Origin of the sequence: Sporanaerobacter sp. PP17-6a (assembly GCF_900095615.1) — a bacterium.
Classification (GTDB): Bacteria; Bacillota; Clostridia; order Tissierellales; family Acidilutibacteraceae; genus Acidilutibacter; species Acidilutibacter cellobiosedens.
In genome coordinates, this window is record NZ_FMIF01000010.1 from 37,055 (window position 1) to 53,598 (window position 16,544).

The following is a 16,544-nucleotide window of genomic DNA, read 5'->3' on the forward strand; positions in this document are numbered from 1 at the left end:
TGTAATAATATGAAAGGCACAAAGGCGGTGAGGTTTTGGATGAGTATTCTTTAATTCTATCAGCACAGAATGGTGAAAAAGAGGCATTTCAAAGTCTCATCACCTTCTACTATCCATATGTTTCAAAATTTCTTTTAAAAATGTGTAATAACACAGTGCTGAGTGAGGACTTGACACAAGACACATTTTTAAAATTAGTACAGGGAATAGATAAATTCGATATTTACGGAAAGGCATCCTTCTCAACTTGGGTGATAACAATTGCCAAAAACTGTTATCTTGACCATTTGAGGCGAAACAAACAAGAGATGATAAGCATAGAAGAACAGGATATGGCATCTCAATTCAATCTACAAGACGTTGTGCTTAACCATTTACAGGCAGATGAAATACTAAAAGCTCTGGAAAGTTTACCCCCTGAACAGGCCACTGCCATCAGGTTGAAATATATAGAACAACAAACGCTTGAAGAAATTGCCCAGAGGTTTTCCTGTAAACCGAAAACAGTGAAAAGCCGCATCCACAATGGCATGGTTAAACTTAGAAAAATGCTGAAAGGAGATTTCTATCATGGATAAAAACATAAATAAGCTGCTTTGCGTGCTTGACAATGAAATCGACAGAAAATGCTTTGAAATCAAACAAAGGAAGAGGAACAAAATATTACAATCAGTATTTATTATCACTTGTGTTTTATTCATTATCGTACCTATGATGTTTGTTTTTTTCGGAATCAGCCTTTGGACGTTTTGCGTCCCGGCAATACTTTTCTTTACTATTTGTTTTTGCCTTCTATCACCTATTGTATTTAGCAATAAATCGGGAGGGTCAGAATTATGAATCGTTTTGATATTTTTGCTGAAAAATTCAATTTTAAAAGGGCAGTTATCATCTATCTGATTGCTGCGATTCTTACCGGAATCTTATCGGCCGGTTTTTTAGCCTATACATTTCGTGATAAGATCACTTTTGTATATAAGTATCACCGCATCAATGAGAAAGCAAATGATAATAAAATCGGGTTTGAAAACTTGGAACCTGAATTAATCAATCTGGCTAATTCGTCATCGGATATTGTAGATATTCTTATTTTAAATAGGCAAAATCAAATACTGTTCAGTGCAAAGAATTCGAATTTATCAAAAAATGGAATCTTAGACTTAGCAGAAATTTCAGGTAAAAAAAGTCATTTTCTTGCTGATCAGAAAAATTCCAATGTGTATTTCCGATTGATGAAAGGCGATAAACTTAAATTTTCGATGGCTATGCTTGGAATTGAAAACGAAGTAGAACAGGAATATGAGGACTACTATTTCTACGAAAAGAATTATAATGTCAAAAAAGTATATTTGCTTTCTTATATTACTGATAAATTGAGCGGAGACAAAGTTTATTTTATCAGCGATATTCGACCCATTGTAAATGGTGAATTCTATGTAAAAATCGTAGCTGTTCTTGCAATATTGTTTTTCATGCTCTATTGGGTCTTGTTAGCTTTTTGGGTTTACGCTCAGGCACTCAAATCGAAGCTTAACTCAGCTATGTGGGGAATCATTACTCTGTTTACTAATTTGGCCGGATTGTTCGTTTTTCTCATATACAGGCAAGGACACCAAACCTGTTATAAATGCGGTGCCCTGCAAAATAAATCAAACTTATATTGTACCTTCTGCGGTACAAGACTTGGTTTTGTTTGTAAGAAATGCAATACGATCGTAAGTGAAAAAGATAACTATTGCAAAAATTGCGGCAGTGTACTAAAGGGAGAGCGGAAACAGAATGAATAGACGAAAAATATGGTTCGTAATAGTACCAATCATTTTGTTTGTAATGCTGGCAATATGCCTTAAGGCAGAAATTGTTACTCGTTTTGAAGGGTGGGCTTATGAAGAAGCATCGGAAAATATGTCATCTGCTTTAACTCTGGTGATGAAAGGCATTACACACTTAGGCGATCCGGCCGTTATCATTATATTTTGCCTTACATTATTTATCAGATCGAAAACAAGAAAAAACATAGCCCTACCTGTTTCAATAGCAGTAATGTCTTCTGCTGTGCTCAATATTACACTAAAACATATTTTTGCAAGAAGCCGTCCAAATATTTTACAATTAATAAGCGAAACAGGTTACAGTTTTCCCAGCGGTCATGCAATGAACAATGCTTCCCTTTATGTCATGTTGATTTTGCTGATTTGGAAGTATGACGAAAGTACTTCCCTGAAGATAATCCTCTCCTCAATTTGTATTATTCTTACAGTCCTGATTGGATGGAGTCGAATTTATTTAGGTGTACATTATGCAAGTGATATTTTGGGTGGTTGGCTGTTTGGATTTGCATTATCAACGTTTGTTTATTTCCTATGGAATAATAAGTTATCCAGATAAGAGCATAAAATACAGCTTATCTAAGAAGGAAGGAAATTAGAATATGCAGAAATGGATTATTAACTTTATGAATCAGTTCGGATACTTTGGCGTTGCACTACTCATTGCAATTGAAAATATATTTCCTCCAATCCCTTCCGAACTGATTTTGATTTTCGGTGGTTTTATGACCACATACACCAGTATGAATATCTGGATGGTATCATTGTTTGCTACCTTTGGTTCTGTGGCCGGTGCAATTATTCTCTATGCTATTGGGCAGCTGCTGTCCATAGAAAAAATGGAGTATATCATTGGAAAATGGGGATATATTTTTGGACTTAAAAAGGAAGATGTGAAACGAGCAGAAAACTGGTTTGTTCGACGTGGTGCTTCTGCCATTTTTTTCTGTAGATTCATTCCTATTGTCCGAAGTCTTATCTCCGTTCCTGCAGGAATGTCACGTATGCATAAAGGTACATTTCTTCTATACACTGCTATCGGTACCGCTATTTGGAATGTGGTCTTAGTATGCCTCGGTGCTTTTGCCGGAGCTGAATGGGAACGCATTAATAAATACATGAATGTCTATTCCTATATAGCGTTTGCTGCTATGGTAATCATCGGAATTATTTTTACTGTTTGGCTTTTAAAGAAAAGAAATTTTAACAGTAAATCAAACAATCAAGGAAAGTAGAACAACTTAAGGTAAACAATAAAAATAAGAATTAAATTTTCTACCAAAATATCAAACAGATTTCTTAAGTGGTAAAAAATAACCCGCTATGCACAACATGAGCCTGGCTGGCAGACATTTATTCTTAATTCATTTTTCTTGATGCAGTTCCTCGACCATTCTATACCCCACTCCTACTTCCGTTAGAATATATTTAGGCTCCGCGGGGTTTTCCTCCAACTTTCTACGAATATTTGCCATGTTGACGCGAAGCGTATGACTATCATTGGTATATAAGCCCCATACCTCTCTCATGATATAATCATGAGTAAGCACTTTCCCTGCGTTTTTTGACAGCAATGACAGTATTTTATACTCAACGGGTGTCAAATGAACCCTTCTCCCGGAAAGAGAAACCCTTCGCTTGCTGTAATCAATTTCAAGCTCTCCAATAGTTATCTTTTCCATGCCATTAGATTCTCCTCCAGTACTTTTAGGGCTGTGCCGTATTGCTGTCCGTATTCGGGCAAGCAGTTCTGAAGTCCCGAAAGGTTTGACAATATAATCGTCTGCGCCCAAATCAAGAGCTTCCACTTTTTCACGTTCGTATCCGCGGGCCGAAACCACCACAATAGGTGTTTTGGACCATTGACGTATATTCCTCAACACCTCAATACCATCTATATCAGGCAGTCCCAGATCCAGCAGTATGACGTCTGGAGAGTAAGAAGCAGCCATAGATATTCCTTCTTTTCCCGTACTCACTTTTGTAACTTGATAACCATTAGCATTTAAAATTGCTGAGATAAAATTGCATATAGTGTCCTCGTCTTCAATGATAAGAATCAGAGGCTTTATATCCATGTTTATTCACTTCCTTTCAGCGGGAGGCTGAATCGAAATACTGAACCGCCTTCTTTTCTATTTTCAGCTTCCATTCTGCCGTTATGGGCTTTTATAATAGTCATGCATATAGACAGTCCGATCCCCATTCCCCTGGAAGAGTCGGGACTTTTATTTCCATTGGGAATATAATTCGTAAAGAGATAAGGAAAATCCTCCTCCGCTATCCCCTTTCCATGGTCCAGCACTTCAAACTGAGCCCATTCGCCGTCTTTTTTTAGATAAACTTCAACAGGAGAAGTGTTAGGGGAATATTTGATGGCATTCTCAAGCAAATTAATCAGCACCTGAACGATCAAAGTTCCATCCATGGGAACCTCCAGCAGTTCATCAGGTACGCTAACCGTAATGGTACGTTGAGGAAATCTTTTTTTGATACGACCAACTGCCTCTGCAACAACTTCTTCTGCCGCTTCCAGACTTTTCGTAACCTTTGACGCACTTTCATTGATTCGGGTTATGGAAAGAAGATTCTCTACCATACGTATGAGCCACTGAGCTTCTTCCTGAATGTTGGCATTCAGCTCATCACGTGTATTTTCATCAAGTTTTTTTCCATTTTCACGAATAGCCGAACTAGCTCCCAAAATGCCGGCAAGAGGCGTACGCAAGTCATGAGCAATGGACCTTAAAAGGTTGCTTCGCATTTTTTCCTTCTCAGCCTCTACTATAATATTTCGTTGTTTATCTGAAAGGTGTTGGCGTTCCAATGCCATTGCCACCTGCGATCCGATCATGCGTAAAAACAGACGGGTATCATGGTCTAATATACCTTTTTCACAGGAAATACCTAAAACAGCAAGCACTTTCCCCTGAGAAATAATAGGCATATAAAACGCTGCTGCGCCCATCAGTGTATCTGTTCCTGCCCCGGCACATTTTTGATTAAAAAATACCCAATGAGCAACCGCCTTTTCGTCTGCGGAATTCAAGACAGAAACACCGACATCCCCCGCTGCCTGCATAACACTACCATCCTCTCCTTGCTCAGGATCAGTGGTAAAAAAGATGACGGAACAGTTAAACAACTTTACAATACAATCGTTTGTAAGATTTATGATATTCTCAAGTCCCCTTGTGGCAAGCAGCTTTTTATTGATTTCATACAAAACTTCGGTTCGACGTTCCTTTTGCACTGCAAGCCTTGCCTGTGTTTTGATGCGTACCGTCAGCGTACTTGTGATCAAAGCAACCAATAACATGATAATAAACGTAATAGGATAACCAGCCTGTATGGCATTGAAAGTAAAATAAGGCTCCGTAAAAAAGAAATTGAAAGTCAATACACTAATTATGGAAGCAATAATGCCATATACATACCCTCTGGTGATTCGTGAAATAACCAGAACGGAGAGAATATAAGTCATGATGATATTCTGATCCCCAATTTTAAACCTACGCAGGCTTAAGGAAAGCAGTGTGGTAGCAACAAGCACACCAAATGTTTTGGTGATATCTTTCCAAGAAAAACTGAATTTTAGATTTTCACCTGGTTTGCGGTTTTTTTTATAGCTGCGCTGTGGCCTATTGCCAGGTATGATGTGTACTTCTACATTGGGTAAAAGGGATATCAGTTTATCTTCAAAGTCCATTTCAAACATATTTTTGAGTGTTTTTTTATTTCTGCTTTTACCCACCACTATATTCGTTATGCCGGATAATTTTGCATATTCGACGACTGATATAGCAACATCGTAACCGGTAAGGGTAACGACTTCCGCACCAAGTTTTTCTGCCAGATCCATGTTTGCACGGATTGTTTTCTGCTGGTCCTTGGTAAGATGTTCGCTTTCAATGCTTTCAATGTATAACGCAACCCAAGGGGCACGGAAAGCTTCCGCTGCACGAGCCGTCCATCGGATACATTTTGCAGATGAAGGAGAAAAGCCAATACAGACGAGCAGCTTAGTGTTTGCCATTTTTTTTAGCAGGCAGCGCTCGTTTTGATTTTCATTGCTAACCCTATTTGTCACTTTTCGAAGAGCAATTTCTCGGAGCAGCCTTAGATTCTCCCGTGTAAAAAAATTGCGCATAGCCATCTCGGCACGCTCAGGACGATATATCTTTCCTTCTTCAAAGCGTCGGAGTAGTTCATCCGGTTCAATATCGATCAATTTGATTTTATCTGCTCGATCAAAGATATAATCTGGAACTGTCTCCTGAACCTTTATTTTTGTAATTTTCTCAATCACGTCGTTCAATCTTTCCATATGTTGAACGTTAACAGTGGTATAAACATCAATCCCCGCATTCAACAATTCTTCAATATCCTGAAACCGTTTTTTGTTGCGTACACCTTCAGCATTTGTATGAGCCAACTCATCTACAAGGATTAACTGAGGCCTGCGCTTAAGCGCTTCGTCCAAGTCAAATTCTTTCAGCTCAATATTCCTGTATAGAATCGTTTTGGGCGGTAATACCGGCAGACCATGCAAAAGCTGCATGGTTTCAGGACGAGTATGGGGTTCGATATAACCTACTAAGACATCTACACCGCATTTATACTGCTCTTGCGCTTCATCCAACATAGCATAAGTCTTGCCGACACCTGCAGCGTATCCAAAAAATATTTTTAATCTCCCCACCTTGCTTTCCCGATGTGTTTGAATATCTTCTAAAATAGTATCCGGATCAGGTCGATGGTCAAAATTATCCATTTAAGTTTCACCACCTTTATAGTCTACATTGTAACATTATAATTAATTATAATAAACCATCCAAGGACAAATTAACTTTTAAAACGTTGACAGCGGGCTCTCCCCAGAATCCGAGGAAACGCCCTGTAGTATACTTTTTTATAATCGCTCTTATATCTTCCTGACTCACATTTCTTTCCCTTGCGATACGAGTTACCTGATACTCCGCTGCTTCGGGTGAAATATTACGGTCCACACCGCTGCCGGAGGCTGTAACCAGATCCATCGGGATATCTGCCTTGTTATCCGGATTGATGGAATGCCACCAATCAATCCTTTCCTTTATAAGTTTTTCTTGTTCTTTCCCAACGGGCGATAAATTTGTCGTACCAGCCGGTCTTCCAATCAGGTATTCAGGCTTCGTAAATTTTTGTGCAATCAATGAGGAACCGAAATCCTTTTTTGTTCCATCTTTTAATGTCACAGTGATTATGCTTCCGTTTGCTTTATTTGGAAACGCTGCCTGAGCGATACCGGTTACAATACCGGGATAAATAATACCGCAGAGTACTGTCATAACAACAAAGCATAAAAACGCAGGTCTTAACACTTTTATAATTCTATTCATATTTATCCTCCTCATACAATGCCGCATACGGTCAGCAGCATATCAATAAGCTTAATCGCAATGAAAGGTGCTGCAATTCCTCCCAAACCATAAATCAGCATGTTCCTTTTCAACAACTCTCCTGCAGGCACTTCACGGTATTTTACACCTCTCAGAGCCAGCGGAATTAGTGCTATAATAATCAGCGCATTGTAAATGATAGCAGACAAAATAGCACTGGTGGAACTTGTAAGTCCCATGAAGTTTAAATCCGTCAACTGGGGATAAGTTCCAAAGAACAATACCGGAATAATCGCAAAATACTTAGCCACATCATTTGCTACGCTGAAAGTGGTAAGGGAACCTCTCGTCATCAGTAGCTGCTTACCAATCCGTACGATATCAATTAGTTTGGTAGGGCTGGAATCTAAATCCACCATGTTTCCTGCCTCCTTGGCTGCCTGGGTTCCGGTATTCATAGCTACAGCTACATCTGCCTGAGCCAGTGCCGGAGCGTCATTGGTGCCGTCACCGGTCATTGCAACCAAATGTCCTTTAGTCTGATAGTCCCGGATTAGTGTCAGTTTAGTTTCCGGCGTTGCCTCTGCCAGAAAATCGTCTACACCAGCTTCTGCAGCAATGGCTGCTGCTGTCATAGGATTGTCTCCTGTGATCATGATAGTCTTTATACCCATCTTTCTCAGATCTTCAAAGCGCTCCTTTACACCATTTTTGACGATATCCTTCAGATAGACCACACCCAATACCCGATTGTTTTTTTCCACTACAAGGGGGGTTCCGCCAACTCCGGCAACACGCCTTACAATTTGCTCACATTCGTCGGGGTATTGGCCATCTTTCTCTGATACTGCAGCTTTTATAGCATCAGCAGCTCCTTTACGTATTTGAATACCCTGGTAATCAATGCCGCTCATTCTCGTTTTTGCCGTGAATGGAACAAAGGTTGCGTTAAGCTTTGACAGTTCTCTACCCCGTATTTCAAATTTCTCTTTTGCCAAAACCACTATGCTCCTTCCCTCAGCCGTTTCATCGGCAAGGGATGAAAGCTGTGCAGCATCCGCCAGTTCTTGTTCCGTCACACCGCTGACCGGCAAAAACTCACTTGCCTGTCGGTTTCCTAAAGTAATGGTACCGGTCTTATCCAGCAAGAGTACATCCACATCCCCCGCAGCTTCGATAGCACGCCCACTCATTGCCAATACATTAGCCTGATTCAAACGGCTCATGCCTGCAATACCTATAGATGAAAGAAGTGCGCCGATAGTGGTAGGAGCAAGGCAAACCAGAAGGGCAATAACATTAGTAATAGAAATAGAAGAACCCGTTCCTGCCTGAGTGCTTGCAAATCCCGAGAAGGGCAATAGCGTCGCTGTTACAACAAGGAATATGATGGTAAGAGTCACCAACAGAATTTGCAGGGCAATTTCATTGGGCGTCTTCTTTCTGGATGCGCCTTCCACCATAGAAATCATTTTATCGAGAAAGCTTTCCCCAGCCTCTGCCGTCACTTTGATAACCAGCCAGTCAGATACCAATGTCGTTCCTCCGGTAACTGCACTTCTATCGCCTCCGGATTCTCGTATTACAGGAGCAGACTCACCGGTAATTGCACTTTCATCCACCGAAGCGGCTCCATCAATTACCTCCCCATCCATGGGAATTTGCTCTCCAGTTTTTACGTAGACAATATCGCCTTTCTTTAAATCTGCGGATAAAACTTCCGTATATTCCTCCACATTATCCTCCGACTTTAATTTTTTTGCCTTTACATCCTTTCGTGCCTTACGCAAGGTGTCAGCTTGAGCACGCCCTCGCCCTTCCGCAATTGCTTCTGCAAAGTTGGCAAATAGCACCGTAAATAACAAAATAAGAGAAATAGCCAAAATATAACTACTATTTTCATCTTTGATTCCGGCAAAAGACAGAAAATAAAGGGCTGTCGTGAGTATTGCGCCTATATATACAACCAGCATGACAGGATTCTTCACCTGTACACGGGGGGAAAGTTTTACAAATGACTGTTTCAACGAATCCATAAATATATTTTTTTTATTGAAACTTTTCTTTTCCATTTCAATCACCTCTTTTTATCGCATCGTAAAGTAGTCTGCAATCGGGCCAAGAGCCACCGCCGGTAAAAAACTCAGTGCACCTATGATAAAAATAACTCCGATTAAGAGCCCAACAAACATGGTATTACTAGTAGACAATGTTCCTTCACTAACAGCTACCATTTTCTTTTTTGCCATATTGCCGGCAAGGAAAATGGTAGCCACCATCGGAATAAAACGAGCCAGTAGCATAATCAATCCACCAATAACATTGGTAAATACGGTGTTTGCATTAAAACCCGCAAACGCACTGCCGTTATTATTTGCCATTGAAGAAAAAGCATATAGAATTTCCGAAAATCCATGAGCACCTGAATTTGTTAACCATGACTCAATATTAGGCATAACAACAGCAATAGCTGTACCGACCAATGTTAACAACGGCGGAGTAAGAATAATCAAACATACCATTTTCATGTCATAAGATTCTACCTTTTTTTCTATATATTCTGGCGTCCTGCCTACCATCAGTCCCGCTATAAACACAGTCAACAATACGAAAGCAAGCATCCCATATAACCCGCTTCCAACTCCTCCAAATACTATTTCACTAAGCTGCATCAGAAACATGGCAACCATTCCGCCTAAGGGAGTAAAACTGTCGTGCATGGAATTTACCGCACCGTTGGATGCCGCTGTGGTAACTGTTGCCCACAAGGATGACGTTCCAACACCGTGAATGACTTCCTTGCCTTCCATATTTCCAGAAGCTACCACCCCGTTAAAATTCGGAGCTGCAAACTGTTCACTGGTTGTTGTGGCTATGAGAGCAACTATAAACAACATTATCATAGCGGTATAAACCGCTCTGCCTTGTCTGCTGTCTTTTACCGCCTTCCCAAAGGAGACGCAAAGCGCTGCCGGAATCAGCAGGATGGATAATACTTCTATCAGATTGGAAAACGGTGTAGGATTTTCAAAGGGGAAAGCCGAATTCGCTCCAAAAAAACCACCACCATTTGTGCCGATTTGTTTGATTGCAATTTGACTTGCCGCGGGACCTAACGGCAAGGTTTGAACAACTCCGCTTTCCAGCATGGTAATATCTTTATATGGACTAATGGTCTGAACTACACCTTGTGAAACAAGCAAAAGGGCAACCACAAAAGAAATGGGCAGTAATATATATAACGTGGCCTTAGTCAAATCAACCCAGAAACTTCCGATGGTCTTTTTCTGTTTCAGGACAAATCCTTTGGTCAAGGCAAACAGAACAGCAATCCCCGTTGCCGCCGACACAAAATTTTGGACTGTAAGCCCCAAAAGCTGAGTTAAGTAAGACAGAGTAGATTCGCCCGAATATGCCTGCCAGTTCGTATTGGAAACAAAACTTGCGGCCGTATTAAAAGCCAGATGCCAGCTTGTGCCTTTCATTCCTTCCGGATTAAAGGGCAGAAAACCCTGCAGCATTTGCAGAATACAAAGGAATACAAAGCCAATTGCACTGAATAAAAGAACCGAAAGGGCATATTCCCTTGCTCCCATCTCCTCATCGTTTTGAACCCCAATTAATTTATAGATTCCTTTTTCCACTGGAGCAAGCACCCGTGTTAAAAATACCTTTTGCCCAGTCATTGCTTTATAAATATATATGCCCAATGGAATGGACAATACAATCAATAGTACAATATAAAATATATCCTGCAATATAATATAACTCATAATTTTTCACCTCGAAATAATACATAAAATAAATAGATCAGTAAAGCAAGACCGATTAACCCCACAATTATTAATACAATCCTCATACTCTCATCCACCTCCTAACTTTTCTAACCGTACCATTTACTATAAGTCGATTCTACACAATAAAAATTTTGCCTATGACTTCTCCCCATAGCTTACCATTTTTCTACTTAATTATTATGTCCAAACTGCAATCCGCAATATATTTTGTTGCATTTAAAATGATATCAGAAAAGAAGTCAAGGGTGTGTCAATTTGACAGAATAAGATGTCAAGAAAACGGCAAGGTTTTATGTCTGATACTTTTCGAAACGTTTTTCTCATGAATCAGAATATTGCGAATAACCGGCATAACCATTCGTAACATTCTGAGAGCACACGCACAAATAAAAGAAAGAATATGGTATACTGAAGAAAAAGCATATAGGTATGCCAAATTTTTTGTGACACCGGCAAATACAGACGAATGGAAAAAAATATCTGAAAAGTGTACAAAGTATGTTATACTATTTAAAATTATTTTTTATTACGGAGGTGTATTAATTTTGATATATCAGGATTTAATTTCCGGCATGGAGAGATTGGGTTCAACAAAGCGAGATATTTGTATGCACGGGATAGGAATATCACCGGAAAAGGTACATGAAAATGTAATTATTGCACCTTGGTGGGAACCTTCGTATATTCCGGATATCGGAACAGCAGAATATTTAAGTGAATCGGATTTTCCAAGTGTAAAAGTTTGGAATATCACTTCCGATACAGCCGAAATGACTTACATCAAAGCCGGAATCGGAGCTCCTGTGTTGATGGAGGCAATTTTAACATTAGGAGTTACATCATGCCAACAAATCGTTTTCATTGGTTCCGTCGGAGCCTTGGACGATAATATCGGCATAGGAGATATCGTTATCCCCGAATACTCTGTTTGTGGTGACGGAGCCAGCCGTTATATATCTTCAGATTCACTTAACAATGGTGATATCTTCGGAGAAAAAGCGTATCCCAATACAGATTTGTTCAACAAATCAAAAAAAGTAACCGAGCGCATTTGCAAAGAAAAAAACGTGAAGTGGCACTTAGGAAGAACATTCAGTATAGATACAGTGTTTGCTCAATTTATACATCTTGATGAAATATTGAATATGGGATGCAATACCATAGAAATGGAAACAGCCGCATCTTTTAGAGCTGCCCGCCTCGCAGATATTCCAATCACGGCTCTCTTTAGTGTATCGGATAACACAGTGATTAATAAATCTCTGATAAACAGCCGAACTCAAGAAGAAATGGAATATAGAAGATATGTACGCCGTGAACTCTTTCCGAAAATTATATTGGATATTTTCGGAAATAAAAATGTGGTATCTCTTTCGATCTAAAAACCCACAGAGAGGAACGCACAAAATGAATTTATATAATGGGAGGGAAGTCAAAAATGAAAAAAGCAGCCGTTATGATATATCCGCAATTCTGTATGCAGGAAATCAGCTGTCTGACAGAAATATTCAAATGGTATGATAAAGAAACAACAGTATTTTCTTCATCATTAAAACCTGTTAACAGTGAAGATGGATTCACATTTCTACCGCATAAAACATTTGACGAATTTCAAAGAGAAAAATTTGATTGTGTTATTCTCCCTGGAATTTGGGATTTCAGAGAAGCGTTAAATGATGAAAGAAACATTGCGTTTCTTAAACAATTTAAAAATGATGGAAACATAATTATAGCAAGTATTTCCAGTTCTCCTATACTACTTGCAAAAGCAGGTATCTTAGATGACAAAAAGTTCTGTTGTGGGTTATTTGAAGAAGTTATAGACGAATATGCCTTTATTCCAAGAAACAATTTACAGCGTAAACCTCTCTGCACAGACGGTAATCTTGTTACGGCAATTGGATTCGCATTCAAGGAATTTGCTATTGAAACAGCTAAAAAAGTGGGAATTAAATGTAATGATAACATATTCGAAGGAATAACAAAAGAATATACTGAAGAGGAATTAACTTTTCATATCACGGAGGAATTTATCGATTAAATATGCGGAATAATCAGCTTACTATATAGAATTATACTAATCTAAAAAATAAAGTGCATGGAATGCTTCGGTTTCCCTGCACTTATTATTCATAATCTTATTTTCAATTATACAGTTTCATCTTTTAAAATATCTACGATGTCTCCCTTTCGAAGCATCCTTCCTCCCATTGCATAGGCAAGTATAACCGATAGCAAAATTACCCCACCGAAAATCAAAATCGGTAAAGCCGGTAAAAAAGGCAGAAATTCCTTCAGATATATCATATTGATTTTAAGAAACACACAAATCACAATTACGTTTAATGGGATACTCAGCACAATTGGTATAATCCCGAAAAGTATCCCTTCCAGCAGTAACATCCGTTTTATTCCTTTAGACGAAATTCCCACTGACCTCAGCATGGCAAATTCTTTTTTGCGTTGTCTTAGATTACCCGATACGGTAGCGAACACATTGGAAATACCGATTAATGCAAGAAAAACCGCTACGCACAACATTACAGTTTTCAGCAGATTTCTGGAGTTTGTATCTGTTTCACGTGTTTCAAGAATGTTCCATATAGAATAATCTCCCGAACCATACCACTTATCACAAATTTCTATTATTTCATCCGTTACCGGTTGAATCAAATTTTCCGATTGAACAACTATTGGAGCAAAAATTCTCTTTCCACGCAAAGCACGTACTTCCTGAAAATTTTCGATAATTTTCAGATACGTACTTCTGGGCATAACCTGTATAAGCTGATACCCACCGTATCGGTCACCAACAGCCGGCATTTTATCCGTCAAAAATCCTATTTCAGTCTGGAAAGAAAAGTCGCTGGTATCCTCCAGATATGTTTTTTCCTCTTCATTCAACTTATCGCCGACGTTAATTTTTAAAAACGGAATACGGACTTCATTACGAAGGTCACTGTGCATATCGTCCTGTACTTCATTGACAACGATGGTAAGAGGCCTTTTGGTATCATAAAACATAGATGAATCCGCACCGATTTGTTTACAGTATTCGGCAAAACTTTGATCATCCAAGGCGATCAGATTAGTTTGAATGCGGAACTTCCCATTTTCTTCATACACAGAAAATTTCCCGCTGTCGGCAATCCGTTTAAGCCCTCCTATCCCTCTAAGCTCATCTGACTCCATATCCGTTGACAACCATAAACCGGCAGGAACATTACTGGCAAATAAAGCCCTTTTTAATCCGTGAACAGAACGTATCTGATTTTCAAATTCAGATTCCGTCATATTACCGTCTTCTATATAAAGTGAAATGTCCAGCTGTTGTTCTTTTAATTTATCAAAATAAAATATTTTATTCTTTGCGTCGTTTACAGCCATAAAATTCAGGAATCCACTGAATAACAAGAATGATAAGGTAAGAGAAATAGATGCTGTGCGGTACGATTTTTTTCGGATATACAAAGCATTTTGAGCAAGTTCTCCTTCGATTCCAAAAATTTTTGAAGCAATATTATGTTTCTTCACCTTTTTTATCTTTATATTCTCACCTTGTCGAATAGCATCAATAGGCATAAGTCGGCTGATTTTTCGTGCCGGAATCAGTGCAGACAGCCAAACAGTGAGAAGAGCCAATGCAACAGATGGCAATGCAGCCGGAAGTCCAAAGGTAAAAACAATGTTATAGTCCCGCAGGTTTTTTACAGAATTGATATAGGAAAATAAACCATAATCCAGGGCCCAACCGATAAATAATCCTACCGGAATGGGTATAACCGATAAAATAAATCCTTCAAATATAACCGAGTGCTGTATCTGCTTAGGTGAAGCACCTATACTCTTCAACATTCCAAGCTGCCTAAGACGTACATTTGCGGACATTGCAAAAGCATTATTAATAATGAACACAAATACTCCCGCTACTAGCAAAGCAATAACCGAAATCGTAACAGGTTGGGATAACATCCAAAGTTTAAAATTTCCCCTCTCCTCCGGTGGGAAAATAAGATATTTGGCCAATAGGCTATCATTTGTTCTCACCGTGTATTTACCGTATTCATCAGACTTAAGGCCTACCGACTTAGCAATATTATTGATATCTTTATAAGTACTTCTCGGATTCTTAAAACGCATATAAACGGTAAGCTGATCATCCGGCAATATATTTGCCTCATTCAAGTATCCATAAGCCATATAATAAGGTGTCATGGAATTTGTGGTAATATCCAGCTTTGCAACAACGGTATAAGTACGTTTAACGGTAGGAAGAAAAAGTTCTTCATCTTTAAAAGGAGCATTAAAATCCATTTCCTTACCGTTCAACCTTCGGCTGCCTAAATCGAGTGTGAGACTGTCTCCTACTTTCAAGTCAGGGTGATTTTCAAAATATTGTTTTGAAAGAGCAATCTCATTTTCCGAGTTAGGGATTTTTCCTTCCAGAATAGCCGTATTCTCCGGCATATCCTCCCAGTAACTTTGGCTCAAACCCCGCATTGCAATATAAGGACGCCTTGAGTCATCAATTTCGGCGATTTTCCACGGGCCCTTTATCATCACTTTTTCCACATTAGGGTGAGCAGTAACATATTTCAATTTGTCACTGGGAGTATTGTCAAACAACTCGGCATGCCAATTACCCTTTTCCAAAATAATCAGACGAACTTCATCGGTATAAAAAGTGTATAAGGCACCGCTCAAGGCGGAAAGAAGGATAGTTGCAATCAAAATCGCAATCATGATAGCAATACTGCTTTTCTTGTTTCGCTTTATATAGTCAAGAGTATATTCTTTCAGAATATTCATTTCCTCACCGCCTCATCAGAAATAATTCTTCCGTCTTCAACGGTAATGATACGGTTAGCCTCCAGGGCAAGTTTTTCATCATGAGTAATGAGCAGTACGGTTTGTTGGAAATACTTATTGGAAAGCTTAAGTAGCTCCAAAGTTTCCTCGGAGTTCTTCCGATCAAGATTTCCGGTAGGTTCATCCGCCAATAAAATAGCAGGGCGGTATATAAGAGCCCGCCCTATAGCCACGCGCTGCTGTTGACCGCCGGAAAGCTGCCACGGGAAAATGATTTAATCTATCAGATAAACCAAGGGTGTCCACGATTTCCGTAAACCGTTTTTCATCCGGTTTTCTGCTGTCCAAAAGTATGGGAAGTAAAATATTTTTTCGTACATTTAACGTAGGAATAAGATTATAAAACTGATAGATCAGCCCCACCTTTCGGCGGCGAAAAACAGCAAGCTGCTCTTCATTTAACGTAGAAATATCAATATCCTCAATAAAGATATTCCCTTCCGTAGGACGGTCTACACCTCCTAACAGGTGCAGCAATGTAGATTTTCCGGAGCCGGACGGACCGACAATTGCTACGAATTCGCCTTTTTGTACTGAAAGGTTTACATGGTCAAGGGCCGTTACCATGAGTATGCCGGATCCATATTTTTTTGTTATATTTTCACATCTCAACAATTCCATAAAACTACCTCCTTTATGCCATCATGGTATCAGCCCTAAATGACATT

14 protein-coding genes and 1 pseudogene are annotated in these 16,544 nt (G+C 39.3%); 7 read left to right on the top strand and 8 right to left on the bottom strand.

Translation table 11 applies throughout. From position 1 onward, the window contains the following. Positions 1–35 precede the first annotated feature (35 nt). From PP176A_RS05245 to PP176A_RS05265, 5 genes are read left to right on the top strand one after another with little or no spacing between them, the layout of a single operon-like run. Positions 36–578 (top strand): RNA polymerase sigma factor, encoded by a 543-nt coding sequence (locus PP176A_RS05245; protein WP_071139412.1) that lies wholly within the window; start codon positions 36–38, stop codon positions 576–578. Next, a complete protein-coding gene (locus tag PP176A_RS05250; RefSeq protein WP_071139413.1) occupies positions 571–840 on the top strand; it encodes a hypothetical protein in 270 nt (89 codons plus the stop codon). The genes PP176A_RS05245 and PP176A_RS05250 overlap by 8 nt, the downstream gene beginning before the upstream one ends. After that, positions 837–1,787 carry a zinc ribbon domain-containing protein gene (locus PP176A_RS05255; RefSeq protein ID WP_071139414.1) on the top strand — a complete coding sequence of 317 codons (951 nt, stop codon included), beginning with the start codon at positions 837–839 and terminating at the stop codon, positions 1,785–1,787. The genes PP176A_RS05250 and PP176A_RS05255 overlap by 4 nt, the downstream gene beginning before the upstream one ends. Continuing rightward, entirely contained in the window at positions 1,780–2,388 is a 609-nt protein-coding gene (locus tag PP176A_RS05260; RefSeq protein WP_083381802.1) for a phosphatase PAP2 family protein, read from the top strand. The genes PP176A_RS05255 and PP176A_RS05260 overlap by 8 nt, the downstream gene beginning before the upstream one ends. A 43-nt stretch (positions 2,389–2,431) precedes the next feature. Next, the gene (locus PP176A_RS05265; protein WP_071139415.1) at positions 2,432–3,064 is read left to right on the top strand and encodes a DedA family protein; all 633 of its coding nucleotides are present in this window, start codon (positions 2,432–2,434) and stop codon (positions 3,062–3,064) included. Positions 3,065–3,193: 129 nt separating this feature from the next. Here PP176A_RS05265 and PP176A_RS05270 read toward each other — a convergent pair whose 3' ends face one another. Genes PP176A_RS05270 through PP176A_RS16730 form a run of 6 tightly spaced genes read right to left on the bottom strand, consistent with a single transcriptional unit; the run spans position 3,194 to position 11,069 of the window. Further along, on the bottom strand, positions 3,194–3,907 hold the full coding sequence (locus tag PP176A_RS05270; RefSeq protein WP_071139416.1) for a response regulator transcription factor: 714 nt from the start codon (positions 3,905–3,907) through the stop codon (positions 3,194–3,196). Positions 3,908–3,909: 2 nt separating this feature from the next. Then, entirely contained in the window at positions 3,910–6,603 is a 2,694-nt protein-coding gene (locus PP176A_RS05275) for a sensor histidine kinase (RefSeq protein WP_071139417.1), read from the bottom strand. Between the two features lie 46 nt (positions 6,604–6,649). Then, positions 6,650–7,210 (bottom strand): K(+)-transporting ATPase subunit C, encoded by a 561-nt coding sequence (gene kdpC, locus PP176A_RS05280; RefSeq protein WP_071139418.1) that lies wholly within the window; start codon positions 7,208–7,210, stop codon positions 6,650–6,652. A gap of 11 nt (positions 7,211–7,221) precedes the next feature. After that, entirely contained in the window at positions 7,222–9,282 is a 2,061-nt protein-coding gene (kdpB, locus tag PP176A_RS05285) for a potassium-transporting ATPase subunit KdpB (RefSeq protein ID WP_071139419.1), read from the bottom strand. A gap of 15 nt (positions 9,283–9,297) precedes the next feature. Further along, a complete protein-coding gene (kdpA, locus tag PP176A_RS05290; protein ID WP_071139420.1) occupies positions 9,298–10,983 on the bottom strand; it encodes a potassium-transporting ATPase subunit KdpA in 1,686 nt (561 codons plus the stop codon). After that, entirely contained in the window at positions 10,980–11,069 is a 90-nt protein-coding gene (locus tag PP176A_RS16730; RefSeq protein WP_071139421.1) for a potassium-transporting ATPase subunit F, read from the bottom strand. Before PP176A_RS16730 ends, kdpA begins: the two co-directional genes overlap by 4 nt. A 483-nt stretch (positions 11,070–11,552) precedes the next feature. Here PP176A_RS16730 and PP176A_RS05300 point away from each other — a divergent pair, with 483 nt between their 5' ends. Both PP176A_RS05300 and PP176A_RS05305 read left to right on the top strand, forming a co-directional pair. Then, positions 11,553–12,389, top strand: coding sequence for a phosphorylase family protein (locus tag PP176A_RS05300; RefSeq protein WP_200796040.1), 837 nt, complete (start codon positions 11,553–11,555; stop codon positions 12,387–12,389). 56 nt (positions 12,390–12,445) lie between these two features. Continuing rightward, positions 12,446–13,048, top strand: a complete 603-nt coding sequence (locus PP176A_RS05305) for a DJ-1/PfpI family protein (RefSeq protein WP_071139422.1) — start codon at positions 12,446–12,448, stop codon at positions 13,046–13,048. A 107-nt stretch (positions 13,049–13,155) separates the two neighbouring features. On the opposite strand, the gene PP176A_RS05310 is transcribed toward PP176A_RS05305, so the two are convergent. Continuing rightward, entirely contained in the window at positions 13,156–15,816 is a 2,661-nt protein-coding gene (locus PP176A_RS05310) for an ABC transporter permease (RefSeq protein ID WP_071139423.1), read from the bottom strand. Then, positions 15,813–16,497 (bottom strand): annotated as a pseudogene (locus tag PP176A_RS05315) (ABC transporter ATP-binding protein). Before PP176A_RS05315 ends, PP176A_RS05310 begins: the two are co-directional and overlap by 4 nt. Positions 16,498–16,544: the final 47 nt, after the last annotated feature.